The organism is Planktothrix mougeotii LEGE 06226, assembly GCF_015207485.1.
Lineage (GTDB): Bacteria > Cyanobacteriota > Cyanobacteriia > Cyanobacteriales > Microcoleaceae > Planktothrix.
The window spans coordinates 21,949-39,229 of the sequence record NZ_JADEWU010000033.1 but is presented as its reverse complement, the minus strand read 5'-3'; the positions used below and the strand labels follow the sequence as shown (position 1 = coordinate 39,229).

Genomic DNA, 17,281 nt, shown 5'->3' with positions numbered 1-17,281 from the left:
TGACTCAAAATCCGATGGGATTAATTCTCCTGCTGAATTTTAGGTAAAGTTAAGGTAAACTCAGTATATTGTTTCCATTTTGTATCAAGTTGAATGCTTCCTCCATGCTGTAAAACAATAATATCATGGGTTAAAGATAAGCCTAGCCCCATGCCTTGTCCGGGGGGTTTGGTTGTAAAAAAAGGGGTAAAAACATTAGCAATCGTGTCAGGTTGAATCCCAATTCCATTATCATGAATTTTAATTTCAATATAAGATTCTTGATTCTTTGTTGTTAAGGATAAAGTGGGGCTAAAATGAGTGTTTTGATTCCGCTCTTCTAGGAATTTTAAATAAAGGGCGTAACAGCTATTATCAATTATATTAATAAAAGCTCGATGTAAATCCGATACAATTGCTTCTATGGGTTCTAAATTGGAATCAAATTGTGTATGAATTGTCATTAAAAACTGTAGATGTTTGGATCTAAAACTATGATAAGCTAATTTAAGGGCTTGAGGTAAAAGATCATTGAGATTAATACATTGATATTCTCCCGGTTCAGAACGAGCCAACTGCATCATACTTTCAATAATTCGGCCAGCCCGTTCTCCATGTTCATAAATAGCTTGAGAATCCCTGATTACCTCTTGCAACTGATTGAGAATGTTTTGGGGTTCTAGCTGAGGATTTTCCTGGATATTTAAGAATAATTCATTTAAGCTATCAATAGAAGATTGAGCATAATTAATTACAAAATTTAAAGGATTACGAAGTTCATGGGCAACCCCTGCGGTAATTGTTCCTAAAGACGCTAATTTTTCTTGAGCAATAATTTGTTTTTGGGCGGCTCTTAATCGTAAATGCACTCGAACCCTTGCTAAAACATCTTGTTCATCAAAGGGCTTGGTAATATAATCCACAGCCCCTAAAGAAAGACCCTTAACTTTATCAATGGTGTCGGATAATGCTGTCATAAAAATAATCGGAATATCCTGAGCTTTTGGGTTTGCTTTCAGACGACGGCAGGTTTCAAATCCATCAATTTTAGGCATTTTTACATCGAGTAAAATCAGTTCTGGTAATTCCTCCATGACCTCCTCTAAGGCTTCTTCTCCATTGGTTGCGATCGCCAATTGAAAGCCTGCACTGGTTAAAGTTTGTGACAGAATTTTTAAATTGGTGGGATTATCATCAACAATTAAAATGAGTTGATTGTGCATTGATTTAAAAACTCCTTAATTTGTGTTAATTGAAATTCTTGAGTCATAGACTTAATCCGATCTGCAAATAAACTCCAACGCGGATCAAAGGCTTTGAGCTTCATCACTTCCTCTTCCAATTCTAAAACTCTCCCTCGCTTGGCTAATTTAACTAAATTATCTAAAATTTCAGGACTAGGAATGACTAAAGTAAGCGGATTTTCTGAAAGGGGTGGAAGCCAAGTTTGTTGGGGGCGATCATATTCCCATTCTAACTTTAACCAAGTTTTAAGTTTATGTAGTAAATCCTCAACTTGTAAGGGTTTAGGAAGAAAATCATTGCATCCCGCATCATGGCTTTGTTGTCGATCCCATTCATAAACAGATGCAGAAGTTGCAATCACAGGAATATTATTGAATTTGGGTAAAGAACGAATGCGCCGAGTCATTTCAAAGCCATCCATAATTGGCATTAATAAATCAGCAATCACTAAATGGGCTTGGGTAATTTCCAGTTGATCTAACCCTTCTTGACCATTACTCGCTTCTAGCACTTCAAACCCTAAAGGTTGCAATAAATCGACTAACACTAAGCGATTTTCAGGTTTATCATCCACGACTAAAATCTTGAATTTTTCTCCTCTAAATCCTACAATAGAAGATAAGGAATTACCGTCAGGTATCGGTTGCCATTCGCTTGAAGCCGGAAGCGTTAATTCAAACCAAAACTTACTCCCTTTTCCAGGGTGACTTTCTACAAATAAATCTCCGCCTAAGTGTTTAATTAATCGTTGAGTAATCGCTAACCCTAATCCGGTTCCCTCGGCACGATAGGACATCTCTGCCACCTGTTCAAAGGGTAAAAAAATCCGCTCTAATTGTTCTGAATTCATGCCAATTCCGGTATCTTCAATTTGAAATTGAAGGGTTGTATCAAGAGGATGATGAGTGGATAAAGAAGTAGTTAATCCTTCTTTCTCAATGACTTTTAAGCTAAAAGTTAGCTTTCCAGAGTCCGTGAATTTAACGGCATTTCCTAAAAGATTAATTAAAATTTGCCTTAAGCGTTTTTCATCAACTTCCACAACGGTTGGGAGTTGAGATAAAGGCATATAGATAAAGGTTAAACCTTTTTGTTTGGCTTTAATCGCGCAGATTTCTATAACGTCTTTTAAAAAAGTTTCTAAATTGATGGGCTGAACTGAGATATCTAGTTTTCCCGCTTCAATTTTTGATAAATCTAAGATATCATTAATCAAGGTCAGAAGATGAGTTCCACATTGATGAATAATTTGAATTCCCGCTTGTTCTTTTTCAGATAAGGTTGTTGAACGTTTTAAAATTTGGGTATATCCTAAAATTCCATTCAAAGGGGTTCGTAATTCATGACTCATATTGGCTAAAAATTCACTTTTAGCATGACTCGCGGCTTCCGCATCTTCTTTGGCTTCTTTTAAGGCTTCTTCAACTTTTTTGCGTTCCGTAATATCAATATTAATTCCCACAATTCGAGTCATTTTATGAGGACGTTCAGGTAAACCAATTCCTCGACTTAAAATCCAAATGTAATGACCTTGTTTGTGTCGCATTCTCAAAATAATTTCATAATGAGAATATTTCCGATAAATATATTTATAAACTTGGTTAAGAACAAAGTCTCGATCTTCTGGATGAATTCTCTGAATAAATTCATCAATTTTGGGACTAAATTCTTCTTCGGTGTATCCTAACATTTCTTGATAACGAGGGGAATAATAAGCTTCACCTGTAATAATATTCCAATCCCATAGACCATCATTAGCACCTCGCATGGCTAACTCAAATCGTTCTTGACTTTCCCGTAGTGCTTGTTCAATGCGTTTACGTTCTAAAATTTCTTGTTGTAAGGCTTGAGTTCGTTCGGTGACTTTTTCTTCTAAGGTTTGATAAAGACGAGCATTTTCAATGGAAATTGCGGCTTGAGAAGACAGTAAATTTAAAATTTCTAACCGTTCTGACGTAAAAGCTCCAGCCATTAAATTATTCTCTAAATATAAAATTCCCATCAGTTTTCCTTGGTTCAAGAGGGGAACACATAAAATAGATTTAGGTTGATAGAGAAGAATATAATCATCACTGGTAAATTTATTTTCTTCCGTAGCATCATGAATCACTAAACTCTCTTGGGTGTGAATTACATAATTAACAATAGCATTGCAAACTTCCGGGGTATTCGTGTAGGGATTCATCCATTCAATCGGAATATTTTGTAAAACTTGAACTTGATCAGGAACAGTTGTTACCGATGCTTGAATAAACCATTGTTCATCAGATTCTAAAATTAAATATCCTCGCTCTGCTCCCGCATTTTCTAATACAATTTTCATGATTTTGGTGAGTAAATGCTCAATAGAAATTTCCCGTGAAAGAGCTTGAGAGGCTTTAAAAATACTAGCAATATCTAAGGAATTGGATGAATTAATAATATCAGATTTTTGTAAATTTTTAGGAGGATTATTACAATAATTCGTAATATTTTTAGCCTGAATTTGTTCCAGATTCCATGTCCAGTTGCCTTTGTGGTTGCCTTGTATCCACGATAATTGAGTTGGGTATTGAAATTGCAATAATCCTTCTGTATAAAGGGATTTCAAAAATTCTTTAGTAAAAAAAGGATTTCCTTGAGTTTTTTGATAAACTAAATTTGCCAAGGATTCACTGACTTCCAGAGAACAATTTAATCCTTCAGCAATTAAATGATTAATATCTGATAAACTTAAATTATTGAGAATGATTTCAAAGCCTTTATCTTGGCTCTCTTTAATCACTTCTAGGGTTGATTTTAAGGGGGGATTAAGATTTAATTCGTGATGGCGATAGGCTCCAATAATCATTAAATATTGAATGGTTTCATCTTGAATTAAGGTTTTAATCAAGTTTAAAGATGCCCAATCTGCCCATTGTAAATCATCTAAAAAAATCACTAACGGATGTTGAGGTTGAATTAACGCTTGGATTAATTTTTTAAAAGTCCATAAAAAACAATTCGGAGTGGCTTGTAAATCCAGAGATTTAGGTGCAGATGTTTTGCCAATGACTCTTTCTAAGTGGGGAATTACATCAATTAAAAGATGTCCTTTATTTTCTACAAAAGCTAAAATTTTTTGTTTCCATTGCTCTAATATTTCTTTCCGTTCTGTTAAAATTTGATGGCAAAACTCATTTAAGGCTTGAGCAATGGCAAAATAGGGAATATTTCGTTTATATTGATCAAATTTTCCTGAAATAAAAATCCCTCGTTTAGCCGTCACCGGTTTATGAATTTCTCGAACTAAGGCGGATTTTCCCACACCAGAATAACCCGAAATCCAAATTAATTCTCGGTTGCCTTGACTCACCCGTTCAAAGGCTTTTAACAAGGTTTGCAGGTGATGTTCTCGACCATATAATTTTTCTGGAATTTGTAATTTATCGGATAAATCTTGGCTTCCTAATGGAAAAAAATCAATATCACCCTGGGTTTTAATTTGTTCTAAACAATGTTCTAAATCACTTTTAATTCCATAAGCAGATTGATATCGATCTTCGGCATTTTTAGCCATTAATTTTAAAATAATACCGGATAGGGTGTCAGGTAAGCTAAAAGCTGTATAGTGACGGGGAGAAATTGGCGTTTTAGCAATATGACTATGGACTAATTCTAAAGGATCATCACTTTGAAACGGTAATCGACCCGTGAGTAATTCATATAATGTTACCCCTAACGCATAAAAATCACTGCGATAATCAATCGGACGATTCATGCGTCCCGTTTGTTCAGGGGAAAGATAAGCTAAGGTTCCTTCTAAGGTATTGGGAGAAATAAAGGTAAGGTTTTCTTGAGATAAAACACTCGCAATGCCAAAATCAATCAGTTTAACAATTCCCGTCTGAGGATTTAAAATAATATTACTGGGGTTAATATCTTTATGAATAATATTAAATCCATGAATTTGACCTAAACTTTTAGTAATGGCGATCGCTAATTGCAAAAATTCAATTAAATTTAACTGACCCGCCAAGCTTAACTGCTTTAGAGATTCTCCCCCAAAATCTTCTAAAATCATGATCGGGTGAGGGTGATGGTGTTCTAAGCCGTAAACTTTCACCACACCAGGGAGATTGAGAGACTGAATCAGTTCATATTCTCGCTGAAACCGAGCTAACTGTTTGGGGTTATGTCCCTGTTCCCGCAAAACTTTCAGCACAACCGGCTGTTCATGGTCAACCCAATAGCCCCGATACACTAAACTGGTGGGACTGCTATAAAGTAAAGTAGTTGTGCCAAATCCTGATAGTGTCAGCATTCTGGTTCAGTTCATGATTTTTGGGGTCAAGAGCAACAAGCCTCAATCTCAAGATCAAAAATGAACTGGAGATGTACCCTATACTTCTCTAAGATACCTAATATTATCCTTGAGGTATGGTGCTTGATATCACAGTTATATTTGCGTAAGGCGTTTAATTCAACATGACGATTCAAGCTGGAACCCTTTATATTGTTGGTACTCCCATTGGCAACCTGGAAGATATAACCTTACGTGCGATAAAAATTTTACACAGTGTCGATTGGATTGCGGCTGAAGATACCCGTCATACGGCCAAGTTATTACACCATTTTGACATCAAAACGCCGCAACTGAGTTATTATGAACATAATCAACATCGCCGAATTCCCACTCTGGTTGAGTCTCTGCGTCAGGGAAATGCGATCGCTTTAGTGACTGATGCTGGAATGCCAGGAATTTCTGACCCCGGATATGAATTGGTTAAAGCTTGTATTGAAGCGGAAATTCCCGTGATTCCCATTCCTGGGGTGAGTGCGAGTTTAACAGCTTTAAGTGCGGCGGGACTGCCAACGGATCGATTTGTTTTTGAAGGCTTTTTACCGACGAAAAATAAAGAGCGCCAACAACGTTTAACACTATTAAAAACAGAATCCCGAACCTTAATATTATATGAAGCGCCCCATCGTCTTCTGGAAACCTTACAAGATTTAGCGCAAAGTTTAGGATCAAAACGGTCAATTGTCATCGCACGGGAACTCACAAAACTCCATGAAGAATTTTGGCGCGGAACCTTAGCAGAAGCCGTACAATACTATCAAGATCATAACCCCAAAGGTGAATTAACATTAGTGATTGCAGGTGTTACGGAAACGGCAACGCTTCTGACAGAAGATCAAATTAAAGCGGAACTCCAACGCCTAATTCAAGAGGGGATGTCCCATTCTGAAGCTAGTCGCCAACTCGCCGAAGCCACCTCCATTTCCCGTCGCCAAATCTATCAACTGGCTTTAACTTTACCGGATTTGGGTTAATCAGGCAATAATGGATCATTCTACAATTGCTTTCTTCTGCTATTGTATTATTCTATATTTAATTTTCCTATTTCCGCTAATATGGCTTCTATTACCCAGCGCCGTCGGTCTGTGCGACGTTCTTCTGTTCGAGGCTATTCTTTAAGGCACTCGCCTGTTAAAGTGAGCACGAAACATCCCCATCCCTTAGCACGGTTAAAATACTCTCGAATTCTATTTTTAATTGCCCTATTATTAACCTTTAACTGGACAATGGGAGCGATTTTTAAACTCTTATTTCCACCCACAAAACCCCAACCCCAAACTCAAAATATTACGAGTTCTACTCCAGTAGCAGCCAATACCGATAAAACGGTTATTTATAATATTAAAACTCCTCCTAATTTAACCCCCAGTAAAGACTTACAAACTATTGTTGATGGGGCTGTTAATATTGCCAAAACCCAAGGATTACCGACGGAATCTTTATCAATTAGCTTAATTGATGTTAGTAATCCTCAAACCCATACCATTGCGGGATATAACAATACTATCCTCAGATTTCCCGCCAGTGTTGCTAAATTATTTTGGATGGTAGCATTTTTTGGCTATGCAGAAAAAGGATATATTTCCCAAGAATCCCCCTTTTATACCGATTTATCCCAGATGATGCGAATTTCCGATAATGATGCTGCTAGTCGCATTGTTGATGCTATTACCCAAACTGAATCTGGGGAAAATTTAGACAAACCCAAATTAGATAAATGGGTGGAAAAACGCAGTCAAGTTAATCAATTTTTTGAAAAATCCGGTTATACCGGGATTAATTTAACCACTAAAAATTATCCCATTACAGGGATAGGAGAAGAACCCACAGGTCGAGATTTACAACTCCGAGAAAATCCCCCCTATTCTAAAGGAAATCTCGTCACCACAGACCAAACCGCACGATTAATGTATGAAATTTATACAAAACAAGCCATTTCTCCTGTAGCCAGTACCAAAATGGCTTATTTATTAACTCGTGATTTAAACCCCAAAGCCTGGAAAAATATTGATTCTAACTCCGTTGAAAGCTTTTTAGGAGAATCCTTACCGCCTGATATTTACTATGGGTCTAAAGTGGGTTATACCAGTCGTTCTCGTCAAGAAGTAGCCTTTGTTAGAACCTTAAATGATAAAGCCATTTATATTTTAGCCGTATTTGGAGATGATCCTGCATGGTCAAAAAATGAAAAGGTTTTCCCTCAAATTTCCCGTTATGTTTTTGACCGTTTAAATCAAACTCCCTTAAAAAGTACCCCAGAAAAAGTGACTCAACTCAATTCTTTATCTTTACCCATAGTCGGTATCGAGCATTAAATTGTAGTAAGCCCTTCAGGGCTTAATTCCCCTCTCTATAACTATGAAAAAAGACCTGATCACTCCTCAAACCTGTCCCCACTGTGAAGGAAAAGGCTATATAGAAATTCGAGATTGTTCAGGAGAAATCCAACGGGAAGAAACTTGTTTTTTCTGTGAAGGAACTGGAGAATTTATTCCTGAAAAAGATAAAATTAGAATCACAAACCTTGACTCTGAATAAACGGTTTAATTCCGTGCTACAGATTATTCCCTAAACCTTTGTAGAGACGCGCCATGGCACGTCTCTACAGCGACTAGATGGGTAGCAAACATTTAAGGATTTCATATTACTTTTGCTTGCGCCGAGGAATTAAGGGCGGTTTTGCAGGTTCATAAGATTTTAATCCCCCATCTCCCGTCAGAATTTCGACTTCATAACCCGACTTTGCATAATAATCTGCAACTCGCTTAATACTAGCATCTCCCAGGGATAATTTTTGCATAGCTAACTGAGGAAATTCATCGGCTAGTTGTTTAATTTGTTCAGAATTCCATAACTCTGATTGTTGTGTAAATGCAGCCCAAGGCGTTTGATTATCAGCCGTTAGTTTCATTAATTCTGCTAATTTTAAAGCAGTCTCATACCGTAAATTTGAAGCTTGGGCGATATGATTTCCGGTTTCAATAATAGAAGCTAAAGGTAAAACAAACGTTGTTTTTAATTTTTCTTCCTGTTCTATAATTCCCTCAACTTTAGCTTTATTCCAAAAATTTTCTTTTGCACCACAGGTTTCTTTACCCGGAACTCCTAACCAAACACAGAGGATAGAAGTATCAAAAATTAATACTTTTCCCATTATTGATATTCCCGATGTTCAGCTAAACTTTTTTCCAATAATCCCTGTTGAGTGATTTTTCCTAAAGAACCTGATGCGATTAATTTGGGTAAATTTTCAATTTCATCTAAAGGAATTAACTGGCTTTCTCCTGTATCTTGATCTCGATAAACAACCATAACAAAAGGAATAAAATCAGGGGTTAATTCATCCATTAAAGCGGGGTTATGAGTCGTAACTAAAATATCAATATTCCGTTTTTTCCCGATTTCCCGTAACATTTGTAAAAGTAAACCAGCGCGAGAGGGATGTAAACCATTATCAACTTCTTCAATCACAATTAAACTGCCTTCGGGACGGGTTAATAAAGCGGTTAAAATGGCTAAAAATCTTAAAGTTCCATCGGACATTCCTCTCGCATCAACTAATAAAGGTTCTTGATTTTTACCCCATTTTTCCTCACAATATAACATCGCATCACTGCCTAATCTTCCCACAGGTTCAGCCCAAACTCGTTGTAAATCTCCTTCGGGAAGTTGGGATAAATAATTCAGTAAAGTTCCTTCAATTTTTTCTTTTTCAGGTTCAGGAAAGGCTGCTAAAACTCCAGCAATATTTGAGCCATCTTGTTCTAAAGTTTTTGATAGGGGAGAATATTTTCTCATATTTTGAGGAATTGGGTTAATAATAAATATTGTTCTTAGAACTTCTATAGTAGTAGTATAACTCCAATTCGTACTGCTCAAAGAAGAAAAATCATAAAAAGGCAGATATTTCTGATTCATCAAAAGGAATTGATTTTTAGGGAATAATTGATTTAATGCTGATAATTCATATTTTCCCAGAGTCATTTTGATACTGCCCGAAGAGGGATATATAAATGACTCTATACGACTAATTTTATTTTCTGATGAGTTATTGCTTTTGTGATTTTCATTAGATTTAAGTAATTTTATAAATTCATTAATTAATTGTATTTTAGGTTCTATTTCAGTTGTAACGGTATAAAGACAATCAAATTCAACTTGTTCATCTTCCTGTTCATATTCCCCACTAATAACCGCTTCTAAAGTAAACTGAGTTTCCGGTTTTCTAACCACCCATTCTAACCCCCCTCGAATTCCTGGGGTATGACTATCACCCATTAAAGCTGATTCTAAAGATTTTGCTTCAGGAATGCGACTTAAAAAGTCTAAAGCATCAATAATATTAGATTTGCCACTAGAATTGGTTCCAATTAAAATAGTAAGTGGGTCAATATATAAGGTTGCATCCTTAAAACTTTTCCAATTTTTTAAGTTAATTTGTTTTAGCATTATAAATTTTTAAAAGTTTAATTTTTTTATAAAATCTACTGATCAATACGATACGATGATAAAAACTGGTTTAATGATTTATATAGCAAGTCTAAATCAGTTATAAATGACTTAAAATCTAATTTATCGTAGGGGCGAGGCGCGCCTCGCCCCTACACTGGGATTTGTGTCCATTTTTTAGGATTAATAATCTTGATGATGATCAGGGTACAATCCATTTAGACTTGCTATCTTACTAGAAGGGTTATGAAAAATGGGGATTAATGCTGATTAATTTTAAGAATTAAAGCTGATCTACTGATTACTAACGTCTTAAAAAATTCAACAATTCTCGATTCACCGTTTGGGGAACTTCCTGTTGAATCCAGTGACCACAATCAGGAATTAATTGTAACTTAAAAGGCGCAGCAATTAATCGGTCTAAACCTTCGGTGAGATGATGGCTTAAAAATGAATCTTCCTTCCCCCATAACACTAATGTTGGAGACAAAATTTTAGCCGGGGTTTTTGTCCAATTGAATAACCAACTCGGCGGCCAAAATAAATGACGATAATAATTAATGGCGGCGGGTAATACCCCTGGTTTTTCTAAAGCCGCTTCATAAATTTGAGTTTCTTCGGCACTAAATGCTCCTTTACGAATCGCGTGTTCACGCAACGCATTCGTGACAAATTCTTTTAAATTCTGTTGGATTAACCATTCGGGAATTCCCGGTACTTGAAACGCAAAAACAAACCAACTGCGGCGAAGTTGATCTAAATTACTAACTAATTCTTGTACAAATCGATGGGGGGGAGGAGCGTTAAGAATCGCCAAACGGTTGAGAGATTGGGGAAACTTTTGAGCGAAATGCCATGCAATTAACCCCCCCCAATCATGCCCAACAATATGAGCTTTGACATAGCCTAGACGTTCAATTAATCCTTGAATATCGGTACAAAGAGTATCTAAATCATAGCCACTTTCCGGTTTATCTGAATCGTTGTAGCCCCGTAAATCAGGCACAACAACTTTAAAATAACGGGCTAGGGCTGGAATTTGATAGCGCCAAGCGTACCAAAATTCAGGAAACCCATGCAGGAGTACGACGAGTTCACCCTCGCCTTGAGTTACCGTGTGTAAGCGAATATTATTCGTCTCAACAAACAGATGTTGCCAATCAGATTCTAGTGTCACCATAAACTCCAATCTTGTTGCTCACAAGTGGGATGCTGACATCTCCCTGGAATTTCCTCAAGGGATTGGAGCAATGTTAAACAGTTGCTTCTGATCTCAGATTACCACTTACAGGCGGTTGTCATCGAAAAATTGGGTTTGAAACCCCGTGCTTTCAGCACCGGCTTTACATTTAAAATATTTCTCGCTAAAATAGCCAGAGTTCTAGCGAGAAGACGATGTACCTAACTCAAAAGAACCAGATTCGAGGACTCGACGCGCGGGAGTTTAACGCCTTGCGGGAACTCTGCCGACTGAGTAAAAATCTCTACAATGTAGGACTTTACACGCTCAGGCAGTATTACTTTCAAGAACGTAAACATCTTCGCTATGAATCCAACTATCACTACTGCAAGGAAAACGAAAACTATAAACGGTTGAACACCGATATAGCCCAACAAACCCTGAAAGTCGTTGATCGAACTTTTCGGAGTTTTTATGGCTTGATCAACGCCATAAAGGCAGGAAGTTTTCAACAAAAAGTTAAACTTCCTCACTATCTTCCGAAAGAGGGTTACTTCCTTCTGATCATGCCGAGGGTTAAAATCAAAGACGGAAAATTCAGAGTTCCGATGTCTCGTGAGTTCCGAACAGAACACGGGGAGATTTGGATACCCTTCCCCGATAGAATTAATCCCGACACTCTCAAGGAAGTCAGAATTCACCCTCGCTATAACGCCCGTTTCTTCGATGTGGAGTTGATTTCTGAGGTCGAAGAAACTCCCGTTCCTACTGAACCTGATACTGCTCTTGCTATTGATCTCGGACTCGATAATCTGGCTACCTGTGTCGATACCAACGGGGCATCCTTTATCGTGGATGGTAAAAAACTTAAATCGATTAACCGTTGGCACAACAAAGAGAACGCCAGACTGCAATCGATTAAAGATTTGCAGAAGCTCGAGGGAATAACCGAGCGTCAGGCGAGGATAACACGAAATCGAAACAATAAGGTTCGGGATTATCTTAATAAAGCCGCGCGACTGATTATTAACCACTGTATTGGGAACCGAATTTCTAAAATCGTTGTCGGTTTTAACGTCGGTATTAAACAGGAGATTAATATCGGGAGTCGCAACAACCAGAACTTCGTTCAAATTCCCCACGCTAGCTTGAAATTTAAGCTGAAGGCGTTGTGCCAGAGATACGGGATGGCCTACGTTGAACAGGAAGAATCCTATACTTCTAAGGCAAGTTTTCTCGACGGGGATAAACTGCCCGTTTACAACGCCGATAAACCGAAAGAATATAAATTTTCCGGTAAGCGGATCAAACGGGGGCTGTATCGAACAAAGCATGGTGTTCTGGTTAATGCCGACTGTAACGCTGCCGCGAATATTTTGAAGAAAAGTAAGCACGATGCTTTAAGCGGAGTGTCTAGGGGTTGTTTGGCACAACCGTTAAGAGTGAAAATCTCTTAAGAATCTCCGCCGTTCTACGGCGGTAGAGTGTCAAACTCCATTCATATCATTAGCACCTAGAAGACGGAGAAAGATCCGGTCTTCTATACAGGTTGGACGAGTTTGGGAGTCATGACACAGCCAGAAACGCTTCCTCTGTAAATCACTAAATTGGCTAATTCCTGCAACTGTTGAATGGCTTCGGCTCCTTCAAGCTTCATAAGTTCCCTGTCATCGCGCATTTCTGTCCAGGTAATGCCATAGTCTGACACCAGAAACCGAATCAGATGATTTTCGCCTAAACTGACCATGAAGGAGGCGCTATTCATCTGGCCCCCACAGGTATAGCATGAGGCGAGATACCCCTGTCGTTCTAGCACGGTGGCTAGAGCTTGGAGGTTCATCACCAAGTCCTGAACAAATTTGCGGTGTTGCTCTGCAAGTCTGAGAAACATAAATTGTCCTCCTATCACCACACCTAAGATCATTTTCAGAATGTAACATAATCTTAAGGTTTTGGTGCTGAAATATTAATCTTAGTCTGACCCGCCTAAATTGAAAAGATCACCTCCTGGAGGTTAAAACACACACCGTTTTGCAGATTAACCAAACTACTCCCGGAATAAGGTATCTAGGAAAACAATACCGTTAATTTTTTTTTAACTATACTGTTCTAACTGGGCTAAGATCCTGATCTGCAAAGGATTAGCTGGGAAATCAGGTCTAAACCTATAAAAAGATTTAATACTTGATATAAGTTCAGTCCCTAGTAATCGGATAGTAGATCTCTTGTTTTAGAGATCAGTTCCCGTTTAAGACCGACTCAGATCAAGGGCTGTTTCCTTGGATCTTAATCAATTTGCCACCATCCAAACCCAGGGCCGATAAATCGAATCGTAATCCAGACCGCTACTAATAACCCAATGCCAATCCAACTAACTTTAGTGGTAATTTCCATAAATTGTTGGCTTTGGTTTTTGGTAATGGGAAGCCAAGGCGAGATTTTTTCTTCTTGGCCATAGCGTTCTCCCATGGTTTCTTTTCGACGTTTAGCTTCACCCATATTTGTATACAAAAGTTAACATGGACTCTCATTTACTCAACTTTATTGTATTATATTTAATGGTGAGTTGCCGCATCAGAACTCAGGAGTCGTTGCCAACTTAAAGTTGGAATTTCCGCAGATGAATCAACCTGCCATCGCAACAGTTGAAATGCAGATTCACCCACAAGGGAAGATAAGCCGAGGGCTTGTCTGGGGGCAATTGTCCCTAAAGCGATCGCATCTTCCACCCCACAACAATTCCATTGGACTAAATTTTGTACCCCGATTAGCAAGGGTAACGTGGTTCCCGCTAAAGTGCCATCCGCTAAACGGGCTGTTCCTTGTTTAACTTCAATTTGTCGTTCATCCCAAGGATAAACACCATCGGGAAGTCCCAAGGGTGCTAAGGCATCACTGACTAAAAATAAAGGCATTAAATTGTGGGTTTCCCCGGTTGGGGTTATTCCCGACATTCGCCAGAGTAACTTTACCATCAAAGGAGAAACGTGCTGTCCGTCTGCAATAAAACCAGATTGGACTTGATGATTAACTAACGCTGCTCCTAATAAACCGGGTTCTCGATGGTGTAAACTGGGCATGGCATTAAAGGCATGAGTCACCATTGTTGCCCCCTGGCTAAATGCTTGTTCTGCCTGGGCTGCGGTAGCCTGGGAGTGACCTAAACTAACAATAATGCCTAAATTAGTCAAATGGGGAATAACGGTTCCTGTGGGGTCTAATTCGGGGGCTAGGGTGATAATTTTAACAATATGGCTATAGTTTCCTAAAACTTGTTGGACGTTATCGAGAGTTAAGGGTAACAAATGTTCTTGGGGATGGGCTCCGCGTTTACTGGGGTTGAGAAATGGCCCCTCCAGATGAACCCCTAATATTTTAGCGGTGGGTTTGTCTGGGGGACAGGTTTGCATAAATTCGGTAATTGTTGCCAGCGATCGCTGTATTTTTTTAACAGAAGTCGTTACAATAGTCGGCATAAAACCATCAATTCCCTGCTCCCATAAATATTGACAAATTTGAGTTAATTTGGGGAAGTCCTGGGGTTCTAAATCAGGAAAGGCTAATCCTAACGCGCCATTAATTTGTAAATCTATACCGCCCAAGGATAGCCAATCTCCTTGTAAATCTAATTGTTCTATTTCTGTTGAGGATAGTAGTTGAGAGAAATCCGCCATCGGTGTAATAGCATCAATTTGACCTTGACGAATTAAAACGTGTTGTAAATTTTGTGATCCAGGGAGACGGACATTGATAATATCGAGGTTAGCAGTGTCTGGCTGTGGTGTTGTTGTCATGAGGAATAATTTAAGACTTTGAACTCTACATCATTATTTTCTAACTCTACTCCTCCTGTTGTGGGGATTATCATGGGGAGTGATTCAGATTTACCCACGATGAGTGCTGCGATCGCCATTTGCGAAGAATTTAGCATCCCCCATGAGGTGGCAATTGTTTCGGCGCACCGTACCCCAGAACGGATGTTTGATTATGCAAAAACAGCCCATCAGCGAGGACTCAAGGTGATTATTGCTGGAGCAGGAGGCGCCGCCCATTTACCCGGAATGGTAGCGTCTTTAACTCCTCTACCTGTGATTGGAGTTCCGGTCACAACTCGAACGTTACAGGGGGTTGATTCTCTCTATTCTATTGTACAAATGCCAGGGGGAATTCCAGTGGCAACGGTGGCGATTGGCAATGCTAAAAATGCGGGTTTATTAGCGGTACAAATCTTAGCCAGTCATGATCCTGAACTGTTACAAAAGGTTTTAGATTATCGAGAAAATCTCAAACAATCTGTTCTGGAAAAACAAGAGCGTTTAGATCAGGTGGGTTATGCAGAATATTGATAAGAGTTAGAGGGAATTACGAATTACGAATTACGAATTACGAATGGGGAATAGTAGTTAGCCACCCTAGCAATTATTTGTAGCAGACATTTAAGGATTTTTTATATTAGTTTTACTAATTATTGCCTTTAAAGGAATTTGATTTTTAAAAGATTGTCACGAAATCATCATATTTTATTGAAAATTGCTCTCAAGTAGTTGACGAGATTCTAGGGGTTCTGCTAGACTTAAGAAAAGAGCACCCAAGGGGTTATTGTGCCTATATGCCAAAACAAAGGCTAAAACCCTTATGCTGTCGTCAAATATCTTGATTTTGTGACTAATTTTCTGTGTGGCGATGCACGAGTTTTTAGAAGGAACGGTTTAATCCAAAACACCCCTCTTGACAAAATCAACAATTTATGTAGAGACGTGCCATGGCACGTCTCTACGGGGAAACGGGCGATCACAACCTCCAAGAAGCCTATTTCTATTAAGGGGCGGGGTTTGTAACCCGATTTCCTAACAACAGATAACCGTTATCAACCAGTCCCCATCAACATCAATTATTCTTCTTCGGAACCGCCATCAAACTCTTCTTCATCATGGCTATCAACTTGGGTGACAGAGTTGGCTGAAACGACAGCCCCACTGTCCAAAGCCCCTCGAACTTTTTGCTCAATTTCCGTCGCCAAGGCTGTATTTTCTTCTAAATAAGTTAGGGTTTTATCCCGTCCTTGACCAATATTATCGCCGTTGTAACTGTACCAAGCCCCTTTACGTTTTAAAACTCCCGTTTCTTCCGCTAAATCAATTAAACAACCTAACGTAGAAATCCCTTTTCCAAAGATAATATCAAATTCTGCAATCCGAAAAGGGGGAGCCACTTTATTTTTAGCGACTTTAACTTTAGCCCGAATTCCGTATTCATCCGTTCCCCGTTTTAAGGTTTGAATGCGACGAATATCTAAACGCACAGAGGCATAGAATTTTAACGCATTTCCCCCCGTTGTGGTTTCCGGGTTTCCGTAGGTAACACCAATTTTTTGACGTAATTGGTTGAGGAAAATCACGGTACAATTTGACTTACCAATATTACCCGTAATTTTGCGTAAGGCTTGACTCATTAACCGAGCTTGTAACCCCATGTGAGCGTCCCCCATATCCCCTTCAATTTCAGCCCTGGGAACTAACGCCGCAACGGAGTCAATCACAATAATATCAACCGCCACAGACCGCACCAACTGATCCACCACTTCTAAACCCATTTCTCCGGTGTCCGGTTGAGAAACGAGCAAATTTTCCGTATCGACCCCTAGGACAGCCGCATAGCCCGGATCTAGGGCGTGTTCTGCATCGACAAAAGCAGCAACTCCTCCGGCTTTTTGGACTTCTGCGATCGCGTGGAGGGCTAATGTGGTTTTACCCGAACTTTCTGGCCCATAGATTTCAATGACCCGTCCCTTGGGTAAACCGCCTCCCAAAGCTAAATCTAGGGTTAATGCACCACTGGGAATGGTTTCCACTTTCATCCGGGTGGCGTCCCCTAACCGGACAATGGCACCTTTTCCAAAACTCCGCTCAATTTGGTTTAAAACTTGGGTTAGAGCTTTTTTCTTTTCAGAACTAGAATTATCTTTTACTGTAGCCATTCGCTGTAATTGTTAGTAACGGTTAACGGTAAGCGTCCTCGCCACCCTAGATGCAGGCAAGCATCACTGGTATGGTAGCAGTTTTGCTTGGGTTGTGACTATCGGGGATCAAGGTTCCCGTCGGTGAGCT

Annotated in this window: 14 protein-coding genes; 5 read left to right on the top strand and 9 right to left on the bottom strand. The window is 39.0% G+C overall.

Annotation, left to right across the window (positions count from 1 at the left end; translation table 11 throughout):
• Positions 1-20 precede the first annotated feature (20 nt).
• On the bottom strand, positions 21-1,202 hold the full coding sequence (locus IQ236_RS14935; protein ID WP_190515700.1) for a hybrid sensor histidine kinase/response regulator: 1,182 nt from the start codon (positions 1,200-1,202) through the stop codon (positions 21-23).
• Positions 1,181-5,506, bottom strand: coding sequence for an AAA family ATPase (locus IQ236_RS14930; protein ID WP_193869975.1), 4,326 nt, complete (start codon positions 5,504-5,506; stop codon positions 1,181-1,183). Before IQ236_RS14930 ends, IQ236_RS14935 begins: the two co-directional genes overlap by 22 nt.
• Positions 5,507-5,670: 164 nt before the next feature.
• Between IQ236_RS14930 and rsmI the strand changes: the two genes are divergently transcribed.
• The 3 genes from rsmI to IQ236_RS14915 all read left to right on the top strand — a co-directional run bounded on the left by rsmI (position 5,671) and on the right by IQ236_RS14915 (position 8,083).
• Entirely contained in the window at positions 5,671-6,519 is an 849-nt protein-coding gene (rsmI, locus tag IQ236_RS14925) for a 16S rRNA (cytidine(1402)-2'-O)-methyltransferase (RefSeq protein WP_190515703.1), read from the top strand.
• An 81-nt stretch (positions 6,520-6,600) separates the two neighbouring features.
• Positions 6,601-7,860: a serine hydrolase gene (locus IQ236_RS14920; protein ID WP_193869974.1), complete on the top strand. Its 1,260-nt coding sequence runs from the start codon at positions 6,601-6,603 to the stop codon at positions 7,858-7,860.
• A 43-nt stretch (positions 7,861-7,903) separates the two neighbouring features.
• Positions 7,904-8,083: a hypothetical protein gene (locus IQ236_RS14915; protein WP_193869973.1), complete on the top strand. Its 180-nt coding sequence runs from the start codon at positions 7,904-7,906 to the stop codon at positions 8,081-8,083.
• Positions 8,084-8,189: 106 nt separating this feature from the next.
• Here the strand turns inward: IQ236_RS14915 and IQ236_RS14910 are convergent, their stop codons facing one another.
• The 3 genes from IQ236_RS14910 to IQ236_RS14900 form a co-directional block, all read right to left on the bottom strand.
• Positions 8,190-8,699 (bottom strand): hypothetical protein, encoded by a 510-nt coding sequence (locus IQ236_RS14910; protein WP_193869972.1) that lies wholly within the window; start codon positions 8,697-8,699, stop codon positions 8,190-8,192.
• Positions 8,699-9,994 carry an AAA family ATPase gene (locus tag IQ236_RS14905; RefSeq protein ID WP_193869971.1) on the bottom strand — a complete coding sequence of 432 codons (1,296 nt, stop codon included), beginning with the start codon at positions 9,992-9,994 and terminating at the stop codon, positions 8,699-8,701. Before IQ236_RS14905 ends, IQ236_RS14910 begins: the two co-directional genes overlap by 1 nt.
• A gap of 304 nt (positions 9,995-10,298) precedes the next feature.
• Positions 10,299-11,174: an alpha/beta fold hydrolase gene (locus IQ236_RS14900; protein ID WP_193869970.1), complete on the bottom strand. Its 876-nt coding sequence runs from the start codon at positions 11,172-11,174 to the stop codon at positions 10,299-10,301.
• A 215-nt stretch (positions 11,175-11,389) separates the two neighbouring features.
• Between IQ236_RS14900 and IQ236_RS14895 the strand changes: the two genes are divergently transcribed.
• Positions 11,390-12,631 (top strand): RNA-guided endonuclease InsQ/TnpB family protein, encoded by a 1,242-nt coding sequence (locus IQ236_RS14895; RefSeq protein WP_193869969.1) that lies wholly within the window; start codon positions 11,390-11,392, stop codon positions 12,629-12,631.
• Positions 12,632-12,714: 83 nt separating this feature from the next.
• Here the strand turns inward: IQ236_RS14895 and IQ236_RS14890 are convergent, their stop codons facing one another.
• The 3 genes from IQ236_RS14890 to nagA form a co-directional block, all read right to left on the bottom strand.
• Positions 12,715-13,065 carry a DUF1815 family protein gene (locus IQ236_RS14890; protein ID WP_193869968.1) on the bottom strand — a complete coding sequence of 117 codons (351 nt, stop codon included), beginning with the start codon at positions 13,063-13,065 and terminating at the stop codon, positions 12,715-12,717.
• A 395-nt stretch (positions 13,066-13,460) separates the two neighbouring features.
• Entirely contained in the window at positions 13,461-13,673 is a 213-nt protein-coding gene (locus IQ236_RS14885; RefSeq protein WP_072717390.1) for a DUF2839 domain-containing protein, read from the bottom strand.
• A 56-nt stretch (positions 13,674-13,729) separates the two neighbouring features.
• Positions 13,730-14,968, bottom strand: a complete 1,239-nt coding sequence (gene nagA, locus IQ236_RS14880; protein WP_193869967.1) for an N-acetylglucosamine-6-phosphate deacetylase — start codon at positions 14,966-14,968, stop codon at positions 13,730-13,732.
• A gap of 72 nt (positions 14,969-15,040) precedes the next feature.
• Between nagA and purE the strand changes: the two genes are divergently transcribed.
• Entirely contained in the window at positions 15,041-15,520 is a 480-nt protein-coding gene (purE, locus tag IQ236_RS14875; protein WP_193869988.1) for a 5-(carboxyamino)imidazole ribonucleotide mutase, read from the top strand.
• A 545-nt stretch (positions 15,521-16,065) separates the two neighbouring features.
• On the opposite strand, the gene recA is transcribed toward purE, so the two are convergent.
• Entirely contained in the window at positions 16,066-17,151 is a 1,086-nt protein-coding gene (recA, locus tag IQ236_RS14870) for a recombinase RecA (protein WP_193869966.1), read from the bottom strand.
• Positions 17,152-17,281 lie beyond the last annotated feature (130 nt).

Excerpts from the sequence above, each read along its gene's own strand:
- IQ236_RS14935 (WP_190515700.1), bottom strand. The coding sequence starts at position 1,202 with ATGCACAATCAACTCATTTTAATTGTTGATGATAATCCCACCAATTTA.
- IQ236_RS14930 (WP_193869975.1), bottom strand. The coding sequence starts at position 5,506 with ATGCTGACACTATCAGGATTTGGCACAACTACTTTACTTTATAGCAGT.
- rsmI (WP_190515703.1), top strand. The coding sequence starts at position 5,671 with ATGACGATTCAAGCTGGAACCCTTTATATTGTTGGTACTCCCATTGGC.
- IQ236_RS14920 (WP_193869974.1), top strand. The coding sequence starts at position 6,601 with ATGGCTTCTATTACCCAGCGCCGTCGGTCTGTGCGACGTTCTTCTGTT.
- IQ236_RS14915 (WP_193869973.1), top strand. The coding sequence starts at position 7,904 with ATGAAAAAAGACCTGATCACTCCTCAAACCTGTCCCCACTGTGAAGGA.
- IQ236_RS14910 (WP_193869972.1), bottom strand. The coding sequence starts at position 8,699 with ATGGGAAAAGTATTAATTTTTGATACTTCTATCCTCTGTGTTTGGTTA.
- IQ236_RS14905 (WP_193869971.1), bottom strand. The coding sequence starts at position 9,994 with ATGCTAAAACAAATTAACTTAAAAAATTGGAAAAGTTTTAAGGATGCA.
- IQ236_RS14900 (WP_193869970.1), bottom strand. The coding sequence starts at position 11,174 with ATGGTGACACTAGAATCTGATTGGCAACATCTGTTTGTTGAGACGAAT.
- IQ236_RS14895 (WP_193869969.1), top strand. The coding sequence starts at position 11,390 with ATGTACCTAACTCAAAAGAACCAGATTCGAGGACTCGACGCGCGGGAG.
- IQ236_RS14890 (WP_193869968.1), bottom strand. The coding sequence starts at position 13,065 with ATGTTTCTCAGACTTGCAGAGCAACACCGCAAATTTGTTCAGGACTTG.
- IQ236_RS14885 (WP_072717390.1), bottom strand. The coding sequence starts at position 13,673 with ATGGGTGAAGCTAAACGTCGAAAAGAAACCATGGGAGAACGCTATGGC.
- nagA (WP_193869967.1), bottom strand. The coding sequence starts at position 14,968 with ATGACAACAACACCACAGCCAGACACTGCTAACCTCGATATTATCAAT.
- purE (WP_193869988.1), top strand. The coding sequence starts at position 15,041 with ATGGGGAGTGATTCAGATTTACCCACGATGAGTGCTGCGATCGCCATT.
- recA (WP_193869966.1), bottom strand. The coding sequence starts at position 17,151 with ATGGCTACAGTAAAAGATAATTCTAGTTCTGAAAAGAAAAAAGCTCTA.